The 24,322-nt window shown below is 59.7% G+C and carries 25 protein-coding genes; 20 read left to right on the top strand and 5 right to left on the bottom strand.

Annotated features, from left to right (window positions below):
- The first annotated feature begins 18 nt into the window (after positions 1–18).
- The 16 genes from ftsW (at position 19) to ACQQ92_RS03500 (ending at position 15,751) form a co-directional block, all read left to right on the top strand.
- On the top strand, positions 19–1,512 hold the full coding sequence (gene ftsW, locus ACQQ92_RS03575) for a putative lipid II flippase FtsW (RefSeq protein ID WP_427795809.1): 1,494 nt from the start codon (positions 19–21) through the stop codon (positions 1,510–1,512).
- Positions 1,502–2,617, top strand: coding sequence for an undecaprenyldiphospho-muramoylpentapeptide beta-N-acetylglucosaminyltransferase (gene murG / locus ACQQ92_RS03570; RefSeq protein WP_427795808.1), 1,116 nt, complete (start codon positions 1,502–1,504; stop codon positions 2,615–2,617). The genes ftsW and murG overlap by 11 nt, the downstream gene beginning before the upstream one ends.
- A 96-nt stretch (positions 2,618–2,713) precedes the next feature.
- Positions 2,714–4,132, top strand: a complete 1,419-nt coding sequence (murC, locus tag ACQQ92_RS03565) for a UDP-N-acetylmuramate--L-alanine ligase (protein ID WP_427795807.1) — start codon at positions 2,714–2,716, stop codon at positions 4,130–4,132.
- A gap of 5 nt (positions 4,133–4,137) precedes the next feature.
- Complete coding sequence (gene murB / locus ACQQ92_RS03560; protein ID WP_427747780.1) at positions 4,138–5,049, top strand: UDP-N-acetylmuramate dehydrogenase; 912 nt, start codon at positions 4,138–4,140, stop codon at positions 5,047–5,049.
- 187 nt (positions 5,050–5,236) lie between these two features.
- Complete coding sequence (locus ACQQ92_RS03555; protein WP_427795806.1) at positions 5,237–6,271, top strand: cell division protein FtsQ/DivIB; 1,035 nt, start codon at positions 5,237–5,239, stop codon at positions 6,269–6,271.
- A gap of 200 nt (positions 6,272–6,471) precedes the next feature.
- The gene (gene ftsZ, locus ACQQ92_RS03550) at positions 6,472–7,623 is read left to right on the top strand and encodes a cell division protein FtsZ (protein WP_427719199.1); all 1,152 of its coding nucleotides are present in this window, start codon (positions 6,472–6,474) and stop codon (positions 7,621–7,623) included.
- A gap of 210 nt (positions 7,624–7,833) precedes the next feature.
- A complete protein-coding gene (locus tag ACQQ92_RS03545) occupies positions 7,834–8,634 on the top strand; it encodes a polyphenol oxidase family protein (RefSeq protein ID WP_154515254.1) in 801 nt (266 codons plus the stop codon).
- Positions 8,631–9,467 (top strand): phosphate ABC transporter substrate-binding protein, encoded by an 837-nt coding sequence (locus ACQQ92_RS03540; RefSeq protein WP_427795805.1) that lies wholly within the window; start codon positions 8,631–8,633, stop codon positions 9,465–9,467. Before ACQQ92_RS03545 ends, ACQQ92_RS03540 begins: the two co-directional genes overlap by 4 nt.
- A 1-nt stretch (position 9,468) precedes the next feature.
- The gene (gene pstC, locus ACQQ92_RS03535; RefSeq protein WP_427719203.1) at positions 9,469–10,395 is read left to right on the top strand and encodes a phosphate ABC transporter permease subunit PstC; all 927 of its coding nucleotides are present in this window, start codon (positions 9,469–9,471) and stop codon (positions 10,393–10,395) included.
- A 3-nt stretch (positions 10,396–10,398) separates the two neighbouring features.
- Positions 10,399–11,304, top strand: a complete 906-nt coding sequence (gene pstA, locus ACQQ92_RS03530; RefSeq protein ID WP_427727613.1) for a phosphate ABC transporter permease PstA — start codon at positions 10,399–10,401, stop codon at positions 11,302–11,304.
- Between the two features lie 12 nt (positions 11,305–11,316).
- The gene (pstB, locus tag ACQQ92_RS03525) at positions 11,317–12,120 is read left to right on the top strand and encodes a phosphate ABC transporter ATP-binding protein PstB (protein ID WP_089571588.1); all 804 of its coding nucleotides are present in this window, start codon (positions 11,317–11,319) and stop codon (positions 12,118–12,120) included.
- 92 nt (positions 12,121–12,212) lie between these two features.
- Positions 12,213–13,070 carry a phosphate signaling complex PhoU family protein gene (locus ACQQ92_RS03520; RefSeq protein ID WP_427719211.1) on the top strand — a complete coding sequence of 286 codons (858 nt, stop codon included), beginning with the start codon at positions 12,213–12,215 and terminating at the stop codon, positions 13,068–13,070.
- Between the two features lie 120 nt (positions 13,071–13,190).
- Entirely contained in the window at positions 13,191–13,928 is a 738-nt protein-coding gene (locus ACQQ92_RS03515; protein ID WP_427727610.1) for a YggS family pyridoxal phosphate-dependent enzyme, read from the top strand.
- Between the two features lie 60 nt (positions 13,929–13,988).
- Complete coding sequence (locus tag ACQQ92_RS03510) at positions 13,989–14,717, top strand: cell division protein SepF (protein WP_427727608.1); 729 nt, start codon at positions 13,989–13,991, stop codon at positions 14,715–14,717.
- 15 nt (positions 14,718–14,732) lie between these two features.
- Complete coding sequence (locus ACQQ92_RS03505; protein ID WP_427727642.1) at positions 14,733–15,020, top strand: YggT family protein; 288 nt, start codon at positions 14,733–14,735, stop codon at positions 15,018–15,020.
- Positions 15,021–15,082: 62 nt separating this feature from the next.
- Positions 15,083–15,751 carry a DivIVA domain-containing protein gene (locus ACQQ92_RS03500; RefSeq protein ID WP_154515270.1) on the top strand — a complete coding sequence of 223 codons (669 nt, stop codon included), beginning with the start codon at positions 15,083–15,085 and terminating at the stop codon, positions 15,749–15,751.
- A 166-nt stretch (positions 15,752–15,917) separates the two neighbouring features.
- Here the strand turns inward: ACQQ92_RS03500 and ACQQ92_RS03495 are convergent, their stop codons facing one another.
- From ACQQ92_RS03495 to ACQQ92_RS03485, 3 genes are all read right to left on the bottom strand, one after another.
- Positions 15,918–16,448 carry a nitroreductase family protein gene (locus ACQQ92_RS03495; protein ID WP_427795804.1) on the bottom strand — a complete coding sequence of 177 codons (531 nt, stop codon included), beginning with the start codon at positions 16,446–16,448 and terminating at the stop codon, positions 15,918–15,920.
- 283 nt (positions 16,449–16,731) lie between these two features.
- Complete coding sequence (locus ACQQ92_RS03490) at positions 16,732–17,355, bottom strand: DUF47 domain-containing protein (RefSeq protein ID WP_427719219.1); 624 nt, start codon at positions 17,353–17,355, stop codon at positions 16,732–16,734.
- 66 nt (positions 17,356–17,421) lie between these two features.
- On the bottom strand, positions 17,422–18,471 hold the full coding sequence (locus tag ACQQ92_RS03485; RefSeq protein ID WP_154515276.1) for an inorganic phosphate transporter: 1,050 nt from the start codon (positions 18,469–18,471) through the stop codon (positions 17,422–17,424).
- A gap of 285 nt (positions 18,472–18,756) precedes the next feature.
- On the opposite strand from ACQQ92_RS03485, the gene ACQQ92_RS03480 reads away from it, so the two are divergent.
- From ACQQ92_RS03480 to ACQQ92_RS03465, 4 genes are all read left to right on the top strand, one after another.
- Complete coding sequence (locus tag ACQQ92_RS03480) at positions 18,757–19,059, top strand: hypothetical protein (protein ID WP_195838523.1); 303 nt, start codon at positions 18,757–18,759, stop codon at positions 19,057–19,059.
- A gap of 80 nt (positions 19,060–19,139) precedes the next feature.
- Positions 19,140–19,835, top strand: a complete 696-nt coding sequence (locus ACQQ92_RS03475) for a Bax inhibitor-1 family protein (protein WP_154515280.1) — start codon at positions 19,140–19,142, stop codon at positions 19,833–19,835.
- A gap of 136 nt (positions 19,836–19,971) precedes the next feature.
- The gene (locus ACQQ92_RS03470; protein WP_427795803.1) at positions 19,972–21,087 is read left to right on the top strand and encodes a TIGR02452 family protein; all 1,116 of its coding nucleotides are present in this window, start codon (positions 19,972–19,974) and stop codon (positions 21,085–21,087) included.
- A 78-nt stretch (positions 21,088–21,165) separates the two neighbouring features.
- Entirely contained in the window at positions 21,166–21,825 is a 660-nt protein-coding gene (locus ACQQ92_RS03465) for an SGNH/GDSL hydrolase family protein (protein WP_427794726.1), read from the top strand.
- A gap of 73 nt (positions 21,826–21,898) precedes the next feature.
- Here the strand turns inward: ACQQ92_RS03465 and thiD are convergent, their stop codons facing one another.
- The gene (thiD, locus tag ACQQ92_RS03460) at positions 21,899–22,729 is read right to left on the bottom strand and encodes a bifunctional hydroxymethylpyrimidine kinase/phosphomethylpyrimidine kinase (RefSeq protein WP_427719233.1); all 831 of its coding nucleotides are present in this window, start codon (positions 22,727–22,729) and stop codon (positions 21,899–21,901) included.
- A gap of 177 nt (positions 22,730–22,906) precedes the next feature.
- On the bottom strand, positions 22,907–24,241 hold the full coding sequence (gene thiC / locus ACQQ92_RS03455; RefSeq protein WP_099431544.1) for a phosphomethylpyrimidine synthase ThiC: 1,335 nt from the start codon (positions 24,239–24,241) through the stop codon (positions 22,907–22,909).
- Positions 24,242–24,322: the final 81 nt, after the last annotated feature.

The raw sequence follows: 24,322 nt of genomic DNA, 5'->3' as shown, positions 1-24,322 counted from the left end.
GAGAGCCCCCGACAAGGTATGAGGAGGCCCGACTCGGACCGTGCTTCCTCGCAGCGCAGTACGCCGCGTTCCGGTCGCGGCGGGCAGACGCTCAGCGAACGCTATATTGCCGGCGTCCCCGCCCGCATCATGCGCCCTCGTTTGATATTCATGGCGTGCCTGTTTACTTTAGTGTGCTTTGGTCTGCTGATGGTGTACTCGGCGTCATCGGTCGAGGCATTGCACGAGAACGGCTCGGCGACGTTTTTCCTGGTTCGACAGGCTACCTTTGCCGGGGTTGGCGTGCTTGCCATGGTTGCGATCGTTCGCGTCTTGCCGGACAGCTGGTTTGGGGAAGATGTACTTAGGGTCTTCCTTATCGGCATGATTCTCTTGCTGTTTGCGGTATTTCTTGTCGGCAGTGGCAGCCGTGGCGCCACGCGCTGGCTCAACATCGCCGGTATTCAGTTCCAGCCGTCTGAGTTTTTAAAGCCGTTTGCCATCGCGTATTCGGCCATCATACTCGACCGTTTCTTTTCGCCCGGTGGCAACATCAACGAGTTCCTTCGTAAGATGGTCGTCTACTTGGGCATTTCGCTCTTTTTGATCTTTATCCAGCCCGATTATGGCACCGTCTTGATCATCTCGCTGACCCTCATGTGTATGGCGTTATTTGCGGGCCTAGACCCCAAGTTTATCATCGGCGTGATCATTCTCGTCATTGTCATGAGTGTGTTTGCGCTTGTTGCAGAGCCGTACCGCATGGTGCGTGTTCAGGTTGCCCTGAACCCTTGGGCCGACGAGTATGGCGATGGCTATCAGGCAACGCTTGCCATCATGGCGTTTGCTTCGGGCGGCTTGTTCGGCCGCGGCATCGGTAACTCCACCATGAAGTATTCGTATCTGCCCGAGGCACACAACGACTATATTCTGGCCATTATCGGCGAGGAGGTCGGTTTTGTCGGGACCGCGCTGCTCTTCTTGGTCTTTGCGATGCTGATTTATTCAGCGTTTCGCATTGCCGAACAGGCTGCGGACCGTCGCGGAGCGCTCATGGCATCGGGTTCCGCAGTCATTCTCGCGGTACAGTTTTTGATCAATGCGCTGGGCATCCTCAACGTGTTTCCCATGACGGGTAAGCCGCTGCCGTTTATCAGCTACGGCGGTTCGTCGATTATCGTATCGCTTATGCTTGCGGGGCTGATCTTGCGCGTCTCGCACGAGAGCGCCCGTCGTGATGAGTACGACCGTCGCCGCGAGAGCTTTGCCGTTATGGACGAGAGCACCGCCGGCGTGCCCCATGTGCGCGGCGATCGCCCTTCGCGCAACGGTTTTACCGTCTTGGATGGCTCTGCGTCCGAGCCGGCGGCTCGTCCGCGCCCGCGAACGGCTCCGCAGGGGCGTCCCCAACGCCCGAACCCCCGAAGCTCGGGCGGCGGATATAATCGAATCAATTTGAATTCGGACCCGTCGGCGCGTCTGCGCACCGACGATCAGGGACCGCGCGTACGAAGGGATTTTCATGACCGATAAGATGACCGTTGCTATCGCAGCCGGCGGCACGGCGGGACATATCAACCCTGCGCTTGCCTTGGCTGAGGAGTTGCGCGACCGCGGACATCATGTTGTGTTCGTGGGCCAGTCGCACAAGCTCGAGGGTCGTTTGGTTCCCGAGGCCGGGTTCGATTTTGTACCTATCACGGTCACGGGCTTCGACCGCTCCCGTCCTTGGACCGCGCTGAGCTCGCTGTGGCGCGTCAATAAGGCCAAGCGCTCGCTCGCCAGCCATTTCTCAAAGGTTGGCAAGCCCGATGCTGCCATCGGTTTTGGTGCCTACGTCGAGGTCCCGCTGCTGGGCTGGTGCAAGGATGCGGGCGTTCCGTATCTGCTGCACGAGCAGAACTCTGTTCCGGGCCTGGCCAATAAGATGATGAGTTCCCATGCCGCCCGCGTGTGTATCTCGGTGCCGGCTGCGCGCTCTGTCTTTGAGCGCGAGGGCGACCCCGAGCATGTGCTCATGACCGGTAATCCGGTGCGCCGCTCGGTCATTGAGGGCGATCGCGCCCGCGGCCGCGAGGCACTTGGCGTGCCCGAGGACGCTGTGCTGCTGCTCGTCTTTGGCGGTTCACTCGGTGCCCAGCATCTTAACGAGCGAGTAGCCTCGCTCAAGGGCGAGCTGCTGGCCCGCGAGAATCTCTACATTTTGCATTCGACGGGAGCCGACGGCTTTGAGGACACCGAGCGCGCTTTGGCGCTGACGTCCGATGAGATGAAGCGCTATCGCGTCCAGCCCTACATTGACAACATGGGCGACATGCTAGCTGCAGCTGACCTGGTGCTCTCGCGCTCCGGCGCCTCGAGCGTGGCCGAGATTGCCGCCCTCGCCGTGCCTTCGGTGCTCGTGCCGTATCCGCATGCCACGGCCGACCACCAGACGACCAATGCGCGTTATCTGGTCGATGCCGGTGCCGGCGTGCTTTGTGCCGATGCCGATATCGATGCTCCGGCGTTTGCCGAGGAGCTGCTGCATCTGGTCGATGACGCCGCGGCGCGCGATGCCATGCGTCAGGCGGCGCGCGGGTTGGCTCAGGACCGCGCCGCCGCACTTTTGGCCGATGCGGTAGAGGGTTTGCGTTAGTTAGACGGGATATCGAGCTTGCGCTCGCGCGGATGCGGTAGGTGCGGTACAGTTAACGGGTTACAGGCAGTGTTTACGCAAGGAGTACACGAGCACATGGCTGATTCCCAGACTGCAACCTCCGCGCCCGAGTTCAAGAGCGCCCACTTTATCGGTATCGGTGGCGCCGGCATGAGCGGCATCGCTCTCGTTTTGCACGAGCGTGGCTATGCCGTTACCGGTTCCGACCTTAAGACCTCGCGCTACATTCGTCAGCTTACCCGTGCTGGCGTGAAGGTTCACGTGGGCCACGAGGCCGCCACGATCGATGAGGTCAAGCCCGACGTGGTCGTGGTCTCTACCGCTATTCCCGAGTCCAACCCCGAGCTTGTGCGTGCTCGCGAGCTCGGTATTCCTGTGTGGCCCCGCGCCAAGATGCTCTCGGCTCTGGGCCACGGCTACACCACCATCGCTGTTGCCGGCACGCACGGCAAGACCACGACGTCCTCGATGTGTGCCACCATGCTCGACCGCATGGGTCTGGATCCCAGCTTTTTGATCGGCGGTATCGTCGAGGGTTACGATACCAACGGAAAGAACGGCTCGGGTGACTACTTTGTCGCCGAGGCCGATGAGTCCGACAGCTCGTTCCTGTTCCTGAACCCCAACGTGGTCATCGTGACCAACGTCGAGGCCGACCATCTCGACCACTACTCGGGCATCGAGGAGATCGAGGCCACCTTTGCCAAGTTTATGGGCCTGGTTGGAGAGAGCGGTACCGTCATCGTTTGCGGTGAGGACCCGCATCTGGTCGAACTCGCCAAGTCGACGGGTCGCCACATGCTTTCCTATGGCTTTGCCGAAACCAACGACGTCGTCTGCGTGCATCCGGATGTCAAGGGCATTCAGAGCGACTTTATCGTTCGCTTTGAGGATGGGACCGAGCATGCTGTCGAGATCAAGAGCAACCCCGGTCGCCACAACATGCTCAACGCCACGGCAGTGCTAACCGTTGCCCATGTCCTGGGTCTCGACGTCGATGCCGCAGCCGAGGCGCTTTCGAGCTTTGAGGGCGTCCGCCGCCGCTTTACCCATGTGGGCGATATTGACGGCATCACCGTGGTCGATGACTACGGCCATCACCCCACCGAGATCAAGGCGACGCTTGCCGCCGCCTCGTCGCTGGGCTATAAGCATGTTGACGTCGTGTTCCAGCCGCACCGCTATTCGCGTTTGCAGGCGCTGTGCGATGACTTTGCCGATGCCTTCGCCAATGCCGATAAGCTGCTGCTCATCGATGTGTTCTCTGCCGGCGAGATGCCGATTCCGGGCGTAACCTCCAAGATGCTCGCTGATACTGTGCGCGCCAAGCACCCTGGCAAGGAGGTCGTGTACTGCTCCAGCCGTCTCGAGCTCAATCGTGAGCTCGAGAAGATGGTAGGTGAGGGCGATCTGCTGCTTACTATGGGCGCCGGCGACGTTACGACCGTTGGACCTGAGTTCATCGAGTATCTGACTGTCAAGAAAGACGCTTAGCCCCTATGGGTCTGTTTAACGCCGTCATGGCGCTTTCGGGCATGATCGACACGGATGTAGTCGAGGATGAACGCCTTGCGCGTCATACGAGTTATCGTATCGGCGGCAAGGCCGACCTCTTCGTGACGTGCCATAGCTATCATGCCCTTCGTCGTGCCGTGGCAGTGCTCGACCGTGAGCAGGTGCCGTGGGTCATTATCGGCAAGGGATCTAATCTGCTCGTTGCCGATGCGGGCTATCGCGGCGCCGTCATTTCGCTGGGGCGTGAGTTTCAGCGCACCGTTATTGCCGAGGACGGTTGCACGCTGACCGTTGGCGCGGGCGTTATGTTCGCACGTTTGGTCAACGATGCCCTGTCGCGCGGGCTTTCGGGCCTTGAGTTTGCGGTTGGCATCCCCGGCTCGGTCGGCGGCGCCGTATCTATGAACGCCGGTACGCGGACCGAGTGGATAGGTTCGCTTGTCGAGGATGTGGTCACGTTTGACCCGGCATCCGGCATTAAGCATTATGCGGGGTCCGAGATTGCCTGGGGCTACCGTGAGTGCAGCCTGCCGCGTAACGAGATTATTCTCGAGTGCGTGCTTAAGCTCAAGCCTGCGCCTAAGGCCGACATTCGCGAGCGTATGGAGCGGTACCTGACGAGGCGCAAACGCACGCAGCCCATGGGTCGCGCTTCTTGCGGGTCGGTCTTTCGCAATCCACCCGACGCGAGCGTTGGCAAGCTGATTGAGGATTGTGGATTAAAGGGTTTTTCGGTTGGCGGTGCGGAAGTTTCGCCCGTACACGCTAATTTTATCGTTAATAACGGTACCGCCTCGGCCGATGATGTGGCCGCGGTTATCAGGCATGTGCACGGAAAGGTGAGGGAGGCGTATGGCATCGAGCTCAGACCGGAAGTCAAATTCCTCGGCTTCTAGAGCATCGAAACCTACCTTCCGCCGCGCCGGAGGGCGTTCCGGCGCACCCGTCCAGCCTCAACGCAAGCCCCCTGTGTCCTCCAAGCCCGCTGGATCCGTACGGTCCGCCAAACGTCCGGTCGTCGGCTCGCAACTTGGTGGACGCCCTGCCGCAAAAAAGACGGTTCACCCGGCTCCGCGCCCCTCGGTGACGTCTAAGTCGGCGATGGGTGCCAAGCCCTCTCGCCCCATAGTGACGCCCAAGCCCTCGCTGGGGGCTAAAGCGACGCATCCCGGTCGTACGTTGGGCGCTGCCAAGCCGCGCTCGTTGACGTCGGTGCCCGCCACTAAGGTACCTTCGACCAATAAGGGTATCAATCCGCTGTCGTCGCTTGGCGCCATGGCGAGTAAGACGTCCGAGGCCGCCTCTGCCGTTAAGGGCAAGGGCAAAATCGTGGGCGGAATCTTGGCAGCTGTGGCCGTGCTTGCCGTCGTTGCCATCGTCGTTATCAATTCCGGCCTGTTTGCCGCTACCGATATTCAGATCGAGGGCAGCGAGCATGTGACCAAGCACGATGCCATGCAGCTGATCAGTCTGCCCGAGAACACATCGCTCTTCAACGTAAATCCCGACCAGATTACCGAAGATCTCAAGCAGAACCCGTGGGTTTCGGGCGTGGACGTTCAACGGCAGTTTCCCCACACGCTCGTCATTACGCCGACGGAGCGCAAGGTCACCGCGATCGCTTATATAAGTTCCGACGATCTTGCCTGGGCCATCGGCGACGATGACACCTGGATCGCACCGCTTTCGACCTCTGTGGAGGTGGACGACCAGGGAAATGTCGTCACTTCGGGTGAGGGCGCCAACACATTGAGCGGTATCGATGCTGCGTTGGCGCTGGCCAAGCACTACGGGGCCGTGCTGCTTACCGATGTCTCGGCTGATGTCGAGCCGGTCTCGGGGCGGGCTGTTTCTTCCAAGGCCGTTAAAGCGGGCCTGGATTACGTGCGTGGTTTTTCCGGCGAATTCTTGGCGCAGATCAAGGATATTTCTATACCTTCGGTCGAGGCCATCTCGGCGAATCTTGATAATGGCGTTGAGGTCTCGCTGGGCGATTCTGATGATATCGCCAAGAAGGAACGCGTCGTGACCAAGCTTCTGTCGCAGGTAGAGGGCGTAACCTACATTAACGTTCGGTCTCCCGGCAACTATACGTTTAGAAACGCACCGACCGCTTAGCGTCGGTGCGTGGCTTTGTTGAGGGGCCATACCACGCCGTTTATCTGGTTTGTTTGGTTTTCACGGTCAATTATTTGACTGATACGTTCATAATGTGCAAACATAATACGGTTTACCTTTGCATTTACTTTCAACCTGAAGGTTAATGTGCGCAGGGGTCAACCCATGCTATGGCTATAACCTTTGTTCGGAGGACCGACATGCACGAGACAGAGATCAACAACTACCTTGCCGTCATTAAGGTGGTCGGCGTCGGCGGCGGCGGTACCAACGCGGTCAATCGAATGATCGAAGAGGGCATTCGTGGCGTCGAGTTTGTTGCCATCAACACCGATGCTCAGGCGCTCGCGATCTCTGATGCCGATATCAAGGTCCACATCGGTACCGACCTTACCCGCGGCTTGGGCGCTGGCGCCAACCCCGAGGTTGGTCGCAAGGCTGCCGATGAGTCCCGCGATGACATCGCCGAGGCGCTCGCTGGCGCCGACATGGTGTTCATCACCTGCGGTGAGGGCGGTGGCACCGGCACCGGCGCCGCTCCCATCGTTGCCGATATCGCGATGAACGAGGTCGGTGCGCTGACCGTCGCCGTCGTGACCAAGCCCTTCACCTTCGAGGGCCGCAAGCGTAAGAAGAGCGCCGAAGAGGGCATTAAGACCCTTTCCGATTGCGTCGACACCATGATCGTTATCCCTAACGACAAACTGCTCGACATCGCCGAGAAGAAGACCACCATGCTCGAGGCCTTCGCGATTGCCGATGGCGTCCTTTCCCAGGGCACCCAGGGCATCACCGACCTCATCACCGTCCCGGGCATCATCAACCTGGACTTCGCTGATGTTAAGACCATCATGAAGCAGGCCGGCACCGCCATGATGGGTATCGGTACTTCTTCTGGGGACACCCGTGCCGTCGACGCCGCCCAGCAGGCTATTTCCAGCCCGCTGCTCGAGAGCTCTATCGATGGTGCTACGCGCGTCCTGCTCTCCATCGCCGGCTCCAAGGATCTGGGCATCCAGGAGATCAGCGACGCTGCCGACGTTGTCGCCAACGCCGTCGATCCCGAGGCCAACATCATCTTCGGTACCGTTGTCGACGAGTCCCTGGGCGATCAGGTGCGCATCACCGTTATCGCTACGGGCTTCTCCGACTCTAATGTCAACCGTCAGGACGAGCTCTTCGCTGCCCAGCAGTCCCAGAGCAAGGCTTCCGTTGTCGAGCCTCAGCGTACCGCTCCCGCTGCAAGCTCGGCTCAGTCTGCCCCGACCCGCAACGTCGGCGGTACGGAACTTCCCAATTTTGGTAACGACCAGTTTGAGCTTCCCGACTTCCTTAAGCGTGGTAGCTTCTAGTTCGTTTTTCTCAACGACCTGCACGGGGTGTATCCATTTGGATGCACCCCGTTTTGTTTCTCGTTTGTAAACGAAAGTCTCCAATCTCTTTACGTTCCCCTTACGTTTGGTTCCTACCGCTGCGGGTATCCTTTTGTAGAAGTATGGCAGCCGTATGGCACGGACTGCTGCGGCTTGGCCGCGATACTCGTGTTATTAGGAGGCTTTAGTATGGCAGCACGTGCGGACAACGTTTCGCGTGTCGACCATGATGGAGTTACGTTGGTAGAGGGCGCGACGCACGATGTCCGCTTTGCCTTCACCGAACGCACTGGCGGTGTTTCCGAAGATGCGTACTCCTCACTCAATCTGGGCTCGCATGTTGGCGATGACCCCTTTGCCGTTCAAGAAAATCGTCGCCGCGTACTCGAGGCCATGGGTATTGCCGAGTGCGAGCACAACCTGCTTGTCCCCAATCAGGTACACGGTGACAATGTCGTGACGGTGACCTCGAACGGCGCCGATGATCTCGAGAACATTCGCGAGCAGATTGCCGAGGGCTGCGATGCCCTCGTCTGCACGGCGCATGAGGTGCCCGTGATGCTTTGCTTTGCCGATTGTGTTCCCGTTGTGCTGGTGGCTCCCGGCGGCTTTGCCGTGGTGCATTCTGGCTGGAAGGGCACGATTGCGCGCATTTCCGCCAAGGCGTGCCAAGCGCTCTGCGAGGCGGCTGGCTGCAAGCCAGACGACATCTCTGCCTATATTGGGCCCCATATCCTGGGTGACGAGTACGAGGTGTCCCAAGAACTTATGGACCGCTTTGCCTCCGAGTTCGCGTGCATCGATGCTGCCGCTTCTCGTATGCTCGATCTTTCCGCCGCCATTCGCGAGGCGTTGATGGACGCCGGCGTCGAAGCGAACGGCATTGTGGACACCAAGCTCTCCACCGTTCGTCAGAACGACCGCTTTTATTCCTACCGCAACGAGGGCGGCACCTGTGGGCGCCATGCTGCGATCGGCGTGATGCTATGAGAAAGATCGCATCGGTCCTAAGCGCGGCAGTGCTCACGCTTACGCTGTGTGCCTGCTCCTCGGGATCTTCCACGTCTTCTATCACCGTGGCCGGCTCGACCACCTGCCTTCCCATTGCCGAGATTGCGGCCGAGGGCTTTAAGGAGGAGACCGGCACCGACGTGCTCGTCTCTGGCCTTGGCTCTTCTGCCGGTATCGAGGCCGTCAGCAACGGCACGGCTGACATCGCCAGCTCGTCTCGTGGCCTCAATGCCGACGAGCAGGATCTGGGCCTGACCCCGATTGTAATCGCGCACGACGGCATCGCAGTCATCGTGAACGACGGTAATCCGGTCGACAACCTCTCGACCGAGCAGCTTCGCGACATATACGCCGGTAAGATTACCAACTGGAAGGAAGTCGGCGGAGAGGACCTGAAGATTCAGGTTATTAACCGCGATGAGGCGTCCGGTACGCGCGAGGCCTTCCGTACCATCGTGATGGACGGCACGCCGTTCGATCGTCGCTCTGCCGTTCTTTCGGGCACGGGCCAGGTACGCGATGTCGTGTCCCGTTCGCGTGGTGCTATTGGCTACATCTCGCTGGGTTTTGTCGAGAGCCTCAACGCTAAGACTTCGGTTAAGGCTGTTTCGGTCAACCATGTCGAGGCATCCGAGAAGACGGTCGCAAGTGGCGGCTACCCCATCTCGCGCGACCTTTACTTCTTTGTGAAGGGTACGCCTTCGCAGCGTGCACAGGACTACATTGACTATGTGACGTCGGAGAAGATGGACAAGCAGATTCGCGAGGCGGGCTTTATTCCCGTCACCAACGACGGAAAGGGGAGTGAGTAGCATGGAAGCGCAGGAAACCCCCCAGATTGAGCGAGAGGCTCAGGCGCCCAAAAAGCGTGAGTTGGCGTTGGTGTCGCGCAGCACCTATCTCAAAGAGAAGGCGCTGCAGTGGATTTTCTTTGCTTGCGCGTTCTTGGCGGTCGTCACCGTCATCCTGATTTTTGTCTTTACCACGTACTCGGCGCTGCCCGTCTTTACCGACATCGGTCTGGCGGACTTCTTTAGCTTTACGTGGGCGCCCTCCGAGGGCCACTACGGCATCATGTCGCTGCTGGCGGGCTCTGGTCTGGTGACGGTCGGTGCGCTCGCCATGGGTGTGCCCCTGGGTGTGGGCACGGCCGTGTATCTGGTCGAGATCGCCGGCAAGCGCGTGCGCAGTCTCATCAGCCCCGCCGTCGACCTGCTGGCGGGTATCCCCTCCATCATCTACGGTTTCTTTGGCATGGTCATCATCCGTCCGTTTATCGCGCAGCTGACCGGCGGTCTTGGCTTTGGTGCGCTGACAGCGTGGTTCGTGCTCGCCATCATGATCGTTCCCACCATCACCACGCTCACCATCGATGCCCTCAATTCCATTCCCATGGGTATTCGCGAGGCATCCTATGCCATGGGTGCCACCAAGTGGCAGACCATCTACAAGGTCGTGCTGCCTGCAGCCAAGTTGGGCATCGTCGATGCGATTGTCTTGGGCATGGGTCGTGCCATCGGTGAGACCATGGCCGTGCTCATGGTCGTTGGCAACGCTCCGGTCATCCCGGACAGCATCTCGAGCCCCATCTCGACGCTCACGAGCCAGATCGCGCTCGACATGAGCTATTCCTCGGGCCTGCACCGCTCGGCTCTGTTTGGCATGGGCGTGGTCCTGTTTATCATTTCCGCCGCATTGGTGGGCATCGTCCGTCTGATTTCCAAGAAGAAGAGGGGGTAGGCTATGTCCGATTCCGTTGACACGACGGTCGATACGACCTCGTCGCGCGAACGCATCAAGCGTGCCCTTTCCCATGGTAAGAAGGGCCGCATCAACAAGGATCTGTCCAACAAGATTATGCTCGGCGTGTTTCGCGCTGCGGCCTATATCACCACGCTGGTGCTGGTCGCCATCATCGCCTACGTAGTTATCAACGGTCTGCCGCACATCTCGCTCGACTTTATCTTTGGCTGGCCGCAGGGAGTAAACGCCGAGGGCGGCATTTGGCCCACTATCGTCTCGACCGTCTACGTGACGGCGCTCGCCATGCTCATCTGCACGCCGGTTGCCGTCTTGGCTGCGGTCTATCTGGCCGAGTATGCCAAGCAGGGCAAGGTTGTCGACATCATTCGCTATGCTGCCGATGCCCTGGCCTCGGTGCCCTCCATTGTTATGGGCCTTTTTGGCTACGCCTTGTTTGTCGAGGCCATGGGCCTGGGTCTTTCGATGGTTTCGGCCGCCCTGGCGCTCGCACTTCTGATGCTGCCCATTGTCATGCGTACCACCGAGGAGGCAATCCGCGCCGTTCCGCGCTATATCCGTTGGGGCGCATATGGCCTGGGTGCCACCAAGTGGCAGGTCGTCTCCAAGATCGTGCTTCCTTCGGCTTTTGGCCGCATCGCCACCGGCATCGTACTTGCCATCGGCCGCGCCATCGGCGAGACCGCCGTGGTGCTCTACACCATGGGCCAGGCCATCAACCTGCCTATTTCGCCGCTCGATTCCGGTCGCCCCATGACCGTTCACCTTTATCTGCTTGCCAATGACGGCATCAACATGAACGCAGCCTACGGCACCGCGCTTTTGCTGATGGCGATTATTCTGGCCTTCAACCTGTTTGCGCGTTATCTGTCGCGCAAACGCCGCTAGTTAAGGAGTCCCATGTCCGTCTATCAGTCCGCTCCCACGCTGGAGCAAGCGGCCATCACGGCCAAGGATTTCAACTTTTGGTACGGTGACTTTCATGCGCTGACGGGGCTCGACCTCAACATCGCCAAAAACGCCATTACCTCGTTTATCGGCCCTTCGGGCTGCGGCAAATCGACGTTTTTGCGCTGTATCAACCGTATGAACGACCTTATCGAGGGCACGCGCGTCGAGGGCACCATGACGCTCGACGGCAACGATATCTATGCCGAGGGCGTCGACCCGGTCGACCTTCGCCGCCGCGTGGGCATGATTTTTCAGCAGCCCAACCCGTTCCCTAAATCCATCTACGAGAATGTTGCTTTTGGCCCTCGTCTGCAGGGCGTGACTAGCAAAAGCGACCTCGATGACATCGTGGAAGAATCGCTCAAGCGCGCCAACCTCTGGAAAGAGGTATCCAATCAGCTCAACAAGGATGGTTTGGCGCTTTCGGGCGGTCAGCAGCAGCGTCTGTGCATCGCGCGTGTGCTCGCGGTGCAGCCCGATGTCCTTCTGATGGACGAGCCCTGCTCCGCCATCGACCCCACGTCCGTCTCCAAGGTCGAGGATCTGATGGCCGAGCTGGCGCCCGAGATGACGATCATCATCGTCACACATTCAATGCAGCAGGCAGCTCGCATTAGCGACTACACCGCCTTCTTCTTGCAGGAGGTTGCCGGCGAGCCCGCCACGCTCATCGAGTATGGTCAAACCGACGCGATCTTCACCAGCCCGGTGGATTCGCGGACGGAAGACTATATCACCGGCCGCTTTGGCTGATCGGTGCGACTAGTCCCAAGCCGATCGGACCTGGTCCGGTGCGTATTCACTGTGCGGGCGGCATGACCGCACCCAACTGATTGGAGTGAACCATGCGCAAACTGTTTTCCCGTCAGCTCGTCGAGGCTCGTCACGAGATGTTGAGCATCTACGAGGCTGTAGACCTGGCTCTTCACGACGCCGTGAAGGCCTATGTGACCGACGACCGCAAGCTCGCCACCAAGACCAAGAAGCGCACGCTTTCGATTGACGCGCGCTGCGCCAACCTGGAGGCCGTGTGCTACAACCTGATCGCTACACAGTCGCCGGTCGCCTCCGACTTCCGCTTGCTGCAGACGATCATCTACGTCGACTTTAACCTGCAGCGCATGACCGATAAGGTTCGCCAGATCTGCCGCGCCACGCGTCATATGGTCAAGGCCGATATCTCGCTGCCCCAGGAGCTCGTCGGTACGGTTGAGGCCGAGGCCGAAGCCGTATACCAGGTGCTGGGCTCGTCGCTTTCCGCGCTCGTCACCAACGACATGTCCATCATCTGCAACCTGGCCGTCGAGGACGAGCCGGTGCATGCGGCCTATGAGAAGTTCTTCCGTACCTTCAACCGCATGGACGCGGGCGAGTTTATGGACGACGACAGCAACTATGACGATCTGCGCCGCGCCATCATGGTTTCGCGCTACCTCGATCGCATCGCCTCGATTTCCATCGATGCCGCCTGCCGTCTGACCTTCCTTTTGACCGGCCAGCGCATGAACGCCGGCGATATCGCCCGTACGGACGAGGATGAGCTCGAGAGCATGCGCGTACCTTCGGGCGAGGGCGTCATCATGAGGCCCGCTGTCGATGCGCGCTTTGTTGCCAAGGTGCCCGCTAACGAGGTGAGCGAGGGTCTTCGCTACCTGCTCGAGCACCTCGAGGACGAGGACGATACCGAGGATGACGAGGAGTAGGGTAGCTCCGTTCGTCGAAAGATTGTAAATACCTAAGTGAGCGCGGCCTTGCACATGCAGGGCCGCGCTCTTGCGTTAGCATGGGACTACTTGTATGGCTGTTAGCGGAGGCGATTGGCAATGGATAATTATTTGAACGTGATGCGCGCTCGCCGCGAGCAGATTCTCGAACGCTTTTATGCCGCACTCGATCGCGCGGGGCGTCCACACAATGCCGCACGTCTGATTGCCGTCTCCAAGACCGTTGGCGTCGATGAGACCGTTGCCGCCATCCAGGCAGGGTATCGTCATTTTGCCGAGAACCGTCCGCAGGAGCTTGTTCGCAAGCTTGCGGGGCTGGCGGAGCATCCGGAGCTGCCCGAGGTGCGCTTCGATATGATCGGTAATCTTCAGACCAACAAGATCAATGCGGTGCTGGGTGCGGCCGAGCTGATTCATTCGGTGGGGTCGCTTCATTTGGCGCAGGCTATCTCGAGCCGTGCCGTCCGCAAGATTGAGGCGGGCGAGCTTGCCGGTCCTCAGCATGTGCTGATCGAGGTCAATGTAAGCGGCGAGGAGTCCAAGGGCGGCTTTTCGCCCGATGAGGTTCGTGCCTCCGCCGGCGAGCTTGCGGAACTTGAGGGAATTTGTGTGCAGGGGCTTATGACCATGGCGCCCCGGGGGAATAAGGATGTGGCACGCCGCACCTTTGCCGGGCTGCGTGAGTTGAGGGATGAGCTGGAGACGGCACACCCCGATTTGTGTCTGCCTGAGCTTTCTTGCGGCATGAGCGAGGACTTTGAGCCCGCCCTTGAGGAAGGCTCGACGCTTGTTCGCCTGGGCAGGGTAGTATTTAGCCCGGAGTTTGAAGTAAAATAAGAGCCTGGAGTGCGCGCTGATTATCAGAGCGCCTGCATTAGACCGTGAGAGGACACAACCATGGGTTTCCTTGACGAAATTAAAAATAAAATGCACCTAGGCGGCCAGCAGGGTTATGACCAGGGTTATGGCCAGGATGATGACTACGGTTACGATGACGGCTATGACGACGGCTATCAGAACAACGGCTACGGCGGTGCTTCGGGCGAGGGCTTCTACACGCAAGATGAACCGAGCAATGGACTGCTGGGGCAGACACGCCGCGGAGAGGCCGAGTCGGTTGCTGTGTACACGCGTTCCGGTCAACTGATCGGCGACGACTCCCGTCACGCTACGACGTACAATCCGCCTTCGCGCTCTCAGGATGCCGCTGCGGGCGGTTATCGTCCCGGCGCCTATGACACGCCGTCAAGCTACGCCGAGAACGCTCGGGTCCGCGCTGCCGCTGTGCCCGCTCCTGCTTCAACGCCGAGCGATACCTCTGCCTATGCGAGCAATATCATCAACGCCACGCCTCAGTTGCCGGCCTACGTTCTTCGTCCGGAGAGTTATGACGACGTGGAGACGGTCGTGCGCCGCGTGCGTACCAAGCAGCCTGTCGCGCTGATCTTTGTGGGCGTTCGCACCGAGGTCGCCAAACGCGTCCTGGACTTTAGCTATGGCTTTGCCTGCGGCCTGGGCGCTTCGGTCAAAGAAGTGGGCGATCGCGTGTTTATGGTGCTGCCCGCCGGCTGCGAGGTCAAGGATTCGGATCTTAAGAAGCTTCGCGCCGACGGCTATCTCAAGTAAAGACAAGGCGAGGAGATTCCCATCAACATCTACACCATCGTTCAGCTTGTCAACACGCTGTTTAATTTTTATTCCACGTTGATTGTGGTCTACTGCTTTATGACGTGGATTCCCATGAAGCAGGGTGGTTTGCTACAGGATATCGCGGCGGTGCTCGACAGCGTTTGCGGCCCTTGGCTCAACCTGTTTCGCCGGTTTATGCCGCCGATGGGCGGTATCGATTTTTCACCGGTCGTTGCGATTATTGCGTTGCAGTTGGTGCAGAAGCTCATTCTGCAGCTACTTATAGGTATACTCGTATAGGACTGGCTCAGTAACCTATGTCGGGCGCTTAGCGCCAAGGCGATGATAAAGGAGAACTTGTTATGGCTATTACCCCTGCTGACATCCAGGCTCAGACCTTCTCTGAGGCCAAGCGCGGCTACGATCCCGCCGAGGTCGACGTCTTCCTGGAGACCCTGTCCTCCGAGGTCGACGCTATGCTTGCCAAGATCGTTGATCTTAAGGGTCGCCTGACCGCCACCGAGCAGCAGCTTGCCGATACGCAGGCTCAGCTTGCGCAGGCCCAGGATTCTGCCGCTCAGGCTGCCCCTGTCGCTACTCCCGCTCCCGATTTCTCCGCTCAGGAGCGTCAGATTTCCGCCGCTCTCATTGCGGCTCAGCAGACCGCCGAGGCGATTGTCAACGACGCTAACGAGAATGCTGACCGCATCCGCAACGAGGCCGACGCCAAGGCCCGCGAGGTCATCCGTCAGGCCCTGACCGAGAAGCAGGCCGAGCTCGAGGAGATTGACCGTCTGAAGGCTTCCCGCGAGGAGTTCAAGGCCGAGTATCTCAAGCTCATTCAGCACTTTATGGACGATGCTCAGAATTCCTTCCCGGCCGATCTGCTGGCTTCTACGCCGGTCGGTTCTGCGGCTTCTCCTGCCGTGACCATGCCTGCCGCCGAGCCGCTGCCTGTCGCTGATCCGGTTGTCCCCGTGGCCGACCCCTTCGCCCCGATTGACAACTTTGCCGCGGACGACCTGGACTAGCGCTAAAACTACAATCTAGCCCCTTAAAAGGAGCTCGCGCTTGCGAGCTCCTTTTTTGTAGCTGTATACGGGTTGGGAAACAAAACGCCGAGCTCTGCGTGCGATAGGGCAGAACTCGGCGAACGTTTGAGCGGTAAAAGGTAGATTTTAGGGCATGGGCCAAAAACTACTTGAGGAGGAAATTGGATAGGGGAATGGTGCGGGCCTCGCGATGCTCGGGGTCGGCGATATGGTCGGCGGGATAGCCGCAGACGAGCATGTGGTGGGGATAAACGCCCTCGGGCAGGTTGAACTGCTCGCGGGCTAGCTCAGGCTTAAAATGGCATACCCAGCACGTTCCCAGGCCCTGTTCCTCGGCCTCCATCATCATCTGATCGCAAACAATCGAGGTGTCGATAGCGCTGGAGTTCATCTGGTCATAGGGACGCACCCAAGCATCGTTGGTAACGCTGCAAACGAGGAAGATGAGCGGAGCGCCAAAGATGGACCCATCACGAGCAAACCGAGGCTGACAAGCAGCTGCCTTTTCCAGAAGCTCAGGCGTATCCAACACCATCACACGGGTTGGATGATTATTGCAAGCAGAAGGAGCAATGCGCCCAGCCTCAACAATGGTATCCACCACAGCCTGCTCAACAGAACGATCCTCAAACAAACGACAAGAATACCGAGACCGAGCCAGATCCAAATACCCCATAACCAAACCCTCCAAAGTCAGCAAAACAACCCAAAGTAAAACAAAGGGTACCCAAAGCTCCTTCAACCCAAACGCCCACCGAATGCCAAAGTGCTCAATTGGGTACTAAAGGGCCCCTCGGCCAAACCCCCATTGCGCTCTAACTATCAGCCAAAGTTCCCAATGGTGGTACATAAGGGAGCGGGCCCGACCACTGATAACCTTTTGAACGACTCTGCTTGCAGCCGGAGTGAAAAAGGCTATCAGTGGCCGGGCCCGCGACCGGTGGGATACGTACCCCCAATTAACTGTTCTTCATGACAATCGAATCCACGACATCGGCCACATTCTCGCAGCAGTCGGCACAGTACTCCAAGAAGGCGTACACGTCACGCCAGGCGATGACCTCGAGCGGGTCCTTGCCGTTGACGTGCAGGTTACGCATGGCGTTGATGTAGAGTTCGTCGGCCTCGGACTCGATGGTGTTGATCTGAATGACGAGCTCGCGCAGCGTTTTGGACTTGCGGTAGTTGGGCAACTCGACCATCAGGTCCTTCATGGCGCGGCAGGCGTCGGTCACCTTGTGGGCGATCACGATGGCATCAGGGTGGATGCTCTGGATGTTGGTGAAGTAGAGGCGCTGCACGACGCCCTCAATACGGTCGAGCACGGTATCGAGCGAGCAGCTCATGAGGTTAAGGTCCTCGCGCTCAAGCGGGGTGATAAAGGCCGTGAGCAGGGCGTCTTCGAGCTCATGGTGCTTCTTGTCTGCTGCATGCTCAATCGCATGCATCTTCTCGAGCATGTCGTGGATCTGCGCGGGGTCAAAGTTCTCAAAAATCTTGGTGAGCAGCTCGGCTGCCTGAACGGCGAAGTCGGCGCAGGCGACGTAGTTGTCAAAGTAGAACGAATCGGGTTTCTTTGCCATGAGTGATCCTTTCGGGGCGAAGACGGGTGGGCGAGGTAATGCGGTCCGGATGGACATTCGGTTTGACTAGAGGAACATCATGAACAGCCTGGCCATAACAAAGCTGATGAGTCCACAGGCGGGGAAGGTGAAGAACCACGTGAACATCATGTCCTTGACCACGCCGAAGTTGATGGCCGAGAGGCGCTTGACGGCGCCGACGCCCATGATGGCGCAGGTCTTGATGTGCGTGGAGGACACGGGGATACCGGTGAGCGTGGCAAGCAGCAGGTTTGCGGCTCCTGCCAGGTCGGCAGAGAAGCCCTGATACTTCTCGAGCTTAACCATGCTCTGGCCGACGGACTTGATGATACGCTCACCGCCCACGCTGGTGCCGATGCCCATGGTGGCCGAGCACAGCAGCATGATCCAGATGGGGATGCCGGCGTTGCCGACGCCGGTCTGTCCGTTGGCAAAGGCGACACCTAAAAAGAGCACGCCGATGAACTTTTGTCCATCCTGCGCGCCGTGCATAAAGCTCATGGCCGCGGCGCTCGCGATCTGAGCATATTTAAAGAAGACGTTGGCACGTCGCCTGTTGGCGGCAGCGAAAAGAATCGAGACGAGCTTGCACAGGACCCAGCCCATGACAAAGCCCAGACCGATGGAGAGCGCCAGGCCGTAGATGACCTTCATCCACTCGTGGACATTGACGCTGCTGGCGCCGCCGAGGGCGATGGCAGCGCCGGTCAGGCCGGCGATGAGGCTGTGGCTCTGCGAGGTGGGGATGCCAAAACGCGATGCCGTGGCGCCGTAGACGACGATGGAGAACAGGGCTGCGCAGAGGCACGCGAGCGCCATGGTGCTGTTTCCGCCAAAGTCGACGATATGGGAGATGGTGTTGGCAACGCTGGCATTAAAGTGCGTCATGATGAGCACGCCCAAAAAGTTGAACGCGGCACTCATGAGAATGGCGGCGCGGGCGGGCATGCAACGCGTGGTGACACAGGTCGCGATGGCGTTGGGCGCGTCGGTCCATCCGTTAACGAAGATGGCGCCGAGCGCGAGGAACACGGTGACGGCAAGGACTGGGTTCGAAACAAGTTGGCCGAGGAAGGCTGAGAACGTTACGTCCATATATGGGCTTTCTCGAAGTTTGCAGAAACGTTACAAAAACATGATAAATCGTATCACCTCCTGCGGGTTTCTTTACCGAGTTCTGACGGGAGAAGTGAATTTTTTGGCACTAAAATTGAATATTAGCCCTGTTGACCGCGGGTGTTCTTTTTGCTAACACGCCGTGAGGACACGTGCGCTCGCTCCGACACCCCAAAACCACAGTCTGTTCGCTTTACAATATGCAAACATGCGTTCGATAATAGGGGCATGGAATATCGACAGACAGATGGCAAAACTCGGCGCGTGCACAAGCAGTATGTGGACGTCGTGGCCCGCATCCTCGCGGGCGGACAAGTTGTGCCGGTTACCGTCTGCTGGGTCGACGGTCGCTGCTTTACGATTGACGAGATTGTCTCGTCTACCGGTTTTGGCCTGACGGTTCACGGCATTCGTACGGCAACCTATAAGGTTCGTTTTGGCGGACATACGACCGAGCTGTATCTGGAAGACCAGGCGCGTGAGCGACCGGATGGCTCGCAGGCTCATCTGATGCGGTGGTGGGTGTGGGCGTTCGACCGCACACTCGAGAGTGAGCGCCGCGGGTAAGAGCGCGCGCCATTCGGGTACAATGGCAGGAATCTTGTCACCTACGGCGCTGTCGCGGCGCTTTTTGAAAGGACGAAATTATGAACGATATCCAGGGCTATCAGAACGGCCCCATCGAGACCGGCGCAAGCCGTGCCAAGGAGATGTCGCCGCGCGCGTACAACCTTGCCATGTCTGCCCTGATCTTTTTGGGTTTTTGCGCTATGGGCGCTGGTGCCTACTTTACGGGCACCATGTCGTTTGCGCGCATGATGATGAGTGGCGCCGCCCTGCCGCTGGTCTTTGGCTCGTTTATCCTGACCATTGTCGGCATCGTCATGATGTCGGCCGCCGCCAGCAAGCAGTCCGTGGGCCTGTCGCTCGCGGGTTACGCGATCTTTGCGAGCACCTTTGGTCTGACCGCGTCGTTTGGCCTTGCCAACTACGACCTGCCCACCATCAACACCGCCTTTATCGCCACTGCCGCCATCACCTTTGTCTTTGGCGCACTGGGCGTGACCTTCCCCAAATTCTTCCAGCGTGTGTATGGCATTGGTTTTGGCATTCTGCTTGCCACGATTCTGGTCGAGATCGTGCTGATGTTCATGGGCGTCTCGCAGACCATCACCGACCTGATCGTGATTGTGGTGTTCGCCGGCTTTATTGGCTACGACACCTATGTGGCCACGACGGTGCCGCCCACGCTGCCCAACGCCGTGCTCATGGCGTCCAACCTGTTCGTGGACATTATCAACGTGTTCCTGCGCATCCTGAACATCCTTGGTCGTCGCGACTAGTGCCAGATTGCAGCGGTGCTTGCCGCGCGCAAATCGATGCGAAAGGCGGTCCTTCGGGGCCGCCTTTTTTGTACGCGGCGGGGTATCATGGATGGGAAAAGCCGATAGCGGCAGCGACCGAGAAAGGTGACCACTTATGGCAGACGTCGACAACAGGAACCGTAACCGTAGACCCAACCGCGCGGGACAGCCCAATCCCAAGCGCGAGGCCCGTGCCAAGGCCGCCGAGCGTCACGTGGCGACTGTGTCCGAAGCGTGCGCAAAGGATATCGAGCGCTCGCTTGCCGGCGTGCGCGAGTTCGAGGGCATGCCTGCCGGATTTGTCGCGGCGATGAAGGCTAAGGCCCAGGTGGCTGCTGCCGAAGAGCAGGTTGCCGATGAGTCTGAGTCCGCCGAGGTTGCGCCTGCCGAGACCGAGGTCGTGGCCGAGCCTGTGCCCGCAGAGGAAGCCACGGAGACCGAGCCCGCGCCTGCTGCCGAGGAGCCCGCTCCGGTCCTGCCCGAGGTCACCGTGCTCGACGCCTCTGCCACGCAGGCCATTCTGGATAACGGCCGAGGCTACGCGCAGTTCTGCGACATGGCCGTGCTCGCCTTTGCCTCGTTCACCAACCCGGGCGGTGGCTACATCCAGGGCTATCTGGGTCAGGAGGCCACGCTCTGTGCCGATTCGTATCTGTACAATGTGCTCGATAAGCAGCGCAAATGGTACGGCGAGAACCGTCGCCGCAACATCAACTGTGAGCTGTACCGCAACCGCGCGCTGGTGGTGCCTGCGGTGCGCTTCGACCGTAACCACGTGCATGCGTACGCCGACGTGATCGTTGCCGCTGCGCCCAACGCCAAGCGCGCTCGCCAGGAGTATCGCGTGGGTGACGATGCCCTGCTGGACGCCCTGCGCGATCGTATCCGCTTTGTGCTGGCCATCTGCGACGAGCTTGGTCGCGAGAAGCTCGTGCTGGGCGCCTGGGGCTGTGACAACAACGGCTTTGACGCCGAGGCCGTGGCCGAGCTCTTCCGCAAGGAGCTCGCATCGGGCGACTTTAAGGTCAAGCAGGTCTTCTTTGCCGTGCCCTCTACGCGCTGGGACGAGGATTTTGCCAAGTTCGAGCACGTGCTGGCAAGCTTCCCCGAGCGCAACGAGGAGTCCTATGCCCAGGTTGCCGCCCGTGCCGCGGCCGCCCGTGCCGCCGAGCAGGCTCATGCCGCTGCCGAGGACGACGAGGATGATGACGACTGGCGCAAGTATCTGTAATCGGTGCGCGCTGACAGATAGGTCGAGCCGGCGGGAGGGGCTGCTCCCGTCGGCTTTTTGCTGAAGGAGGGGTTTGCGATGAAAAACGTCCTGTGCTTTGGTGACAGCAATACCTATGGCTACGATCCGGCGGGCATGCGCGATGGCACCGCGGTGCGCTATGCGCACGATGTGCGCTGGTGCGGCGTGGCCCAGCGCGACCTGGGCGAGGGCTGGCATGTGATTGAGGAAGGCCTAAACGGCCGCACAACGGTGCGCGACGATATGTGTCATCTGGACACTAATCTCAACGGCATCCGCGCGTTGCCGATGCTGCTCGAGGCCCATAAGCCGCTGGACGCCATTGTGATCATGCTGGGCACCAACGACTGCAAGACGGTCTTTAACGTGACAGCTTCCGATATCGCCCGTGGCGCCATGGCGCTGATTCGCGCCGTCCGCGCGTTCCCGTGGACCGACGCTGCGCCCTGCCCGCGCATTCTGCTGATGGCGCCTATCAAGATTAAACCGCAGATCGCCGATGTGTACATGACCGACTTTGACGAGCGTTCCGTCGAGGCCTCGGAGCATTTTGCCGAATACTATGCGTATGTCGCTGAGCAGTTTGGCTGCGACTTTTTGAATGCCGCCGATTTTGCCGAGCCGGGCGATATCGATTATCTGCACATGATGCCCGAAAGCCATGAGAACCTGGGCCACGCCGTGGCAGCCAAGCTCCAAGAGATGCTCGGTCAGTAGCGCGACCCCAAACCACCACAAAGGGACAGGCGCCTTTGCGGTGGTTTGTGCGGTGGTTTTGGCTGCTGGCTTTTTAGTACTGCCACATGTGGTTGACGGGGCCGGAGCCCTTGCCCATGTTCAGGCCGGCGGCGAGAGCGCCGGTTAGGTAGGCCTTGCCGGCGTTGACGGCATCGGCAAGATCCATGCCCTGGGCCAGCGCGCAGGCGATGGCGGACGAAAGCGTACAGCCGGTACCATGCGTGTTGTCGGTCTCGATGCGCTTGTGGCGGAACCACGTGGTGAGCGGATCGCCCAGGTGGTTGCCCTCGTCATCGAGCGGCGCGGGCTCTGCTAGCACATCGTTGGCCTCGTTGACAAAATGCCCGCCCTTAACGAGGGACGCGCAGCCAAAGCGGCGGGTGAGGAGCATGGCAGCGTTTTGCTGTGTGCGCTCGGAATCGACCTCGTAGTCGAGCAGCGCCATGGCCTCGGGAATATTGGGCGTGATGACGGTCGCCAGCGGGAACAGGCGGCGTGTAAGCGCTTCGGCGGCGTCCTCGGCGATGAGACGAGCACCCGAAGTGGCGACCATGACGGGGTCGACGACGATATTTTGTGCGTCCCAGGCGCTCAGGCGGTCGGCTATGACTTCGATAATCTCGGCAGAAGAAACCATGCCGATCTTGACGGCACTGGGGCGGATATCGTCAAAAACGGCATCGATTTGCGCCGCGACAATATCCGGGGAGATGTTCTGCACGGCGGTGACGCCTAGGGTGTTCTGTGCGGTGATGGCCGTGATGACCGTCTCGGCATACAGGCGGTGCGCCGTGATGGTCTTGATGTCGGCCTGAATGCCGGCACCGCCGCTGGAATCGGATCCTGCGATGGATAGAACGGCTGGTACCTTGCTGCGATCCATGTTCGCTCCCTTGTTCGGTCGGATTCAAATGGGTCTCCTGCCCACATTATAAAGTTGCCCGGGCCGGCTGTATGCCGATCCCGGGCGGGTGGTGCAATCTTTACGTAAAAGTAAGAAAATGTTCACACGTCAACAATTGACGAACGCCTTGTGGCCGATTATGGGTCCGGTGACGAGTTAGTCCTCCATGCCGAGGTCGATCGTCGTGCCCTCGAACACCTTGTTGACGGTGCGGACGGCGCACATCTTGCCGCACATGGTGCAGGTGCCCTCGGTGGCAGCAGGGGATTCCTCGTAGCGCTTCTTGCCGGTGACCGGGTCGAGCGCGCACTTCCACATGGCGTCCCAGTCGAGCTTGCGGCGTGCCTGGCCCATCTTGTCGTCCATGTCGCGGGCGTGGGGCACCTTTTTGGCGATGTCGGCGGCGTGTGCGGCAATCTTGGTGGCCATGAGGCCGTCGAGCACATCCTGGGCGTTAGGCAGGCATAGGTGCTCTGCCGGTGTCACGTAGCACAAAAAGTCGGCACCCGAGCTCGCGGAGATGGCGCCACCGATGGCTGCGGTGATGTGGTCGTAGCCCACGCCGATATCGGTCACCAGCGGCCCGAGCACGTAGAACGGGGCGTTGTGGCACAGGCGCTTCTGCAGTTTCATGTTGGCGGCGATCTCGTCGAGCGCCATGTGACCCGGGCCCTCGACCATGACCTGGACGCCGGCGGCCCAAGCGCGCTTGCACAGCTTGCCCAGCTCGATCATCTCGGCGGTCTCGGTGGCGTCGTTGGAGTCGTAGAGGCAGCCCGGGCGGCAGGAGTCGCCGAGCGAAATCGTCACGTCGTACTCGTGGCAGATTTCGAGCAGCTCGTCAAAGTACTCGTAGAAGGGGTTCTCGTTGCCGGTGACCTCCATCCAGCCAAACAGCAGTGAGCCGCCGCGGCTGACGATGTTCATGAGACGGCCGGTCTCCTTAAAGGTTTTGGTGACCGACTTATTGATGCCGCAGTGGATGGTCATAAAGTCCACGCCGTCCTCGGCGTGCGCGCGCACGACCTCGAACAGGTCGTCCTTGGTAAGCTTGACAAGCGGCTTTTCCATGTAGCCGATGGCGTCGTACATGGGGACGGTGCCCACCATGAGCGGCGTCTCGTCGATGAGCTGCTGGCGGAATTGGCGCGTCTTGCCCGAGTTGGAGAGGTCCATGATGGCGTCGGCGCCAAAGTCCTCGGCGATCTTGACCTTCTTCCATTCCTCAGCGGCATCGGCCTTGTCGCCCGAGATGCCCAGGTTGACGTTGACCTTGGTAGACAGGCCCTCGCCGACGCCAAAGGCACGCATGCCCTTTTTGATATGCACGATATTGGCGGGAATGGCGATGCGGCCGTCGGCCACGCGCTCGCGGATGTACTCGGGGTCGCGATGCTCGCGCTCGGCAACCTCCTTCATCTGCGGTGTGATTTGCCCGGCGCGGGCGAAGTCGATTTGCGTGACGAGCTTGGGCTCGGTCTGTGTGCTCATTGGCACGGCTCCCTTCGTTGGCATTACCCATATCAGGTTTGCGGGTCAGGGCGGGCGCGCCCAGTCTCAGCCTGCCGTCTT

Source organism: Collinsella sp. SGI.241 (genome assembly GCF_050312955.1).
Taxonomy (GTDB): domain Bacteria; phylum Actinomycetota; class Coriobacteriia; order Coriobacteriales; family Coriobacteriaceae; genus Collinsella.
The sequence above is the reverse complement of the archived record's forward strand: the minus strand, read 5'-3'. Positions and strand labels throughout refer to the sequence as shown.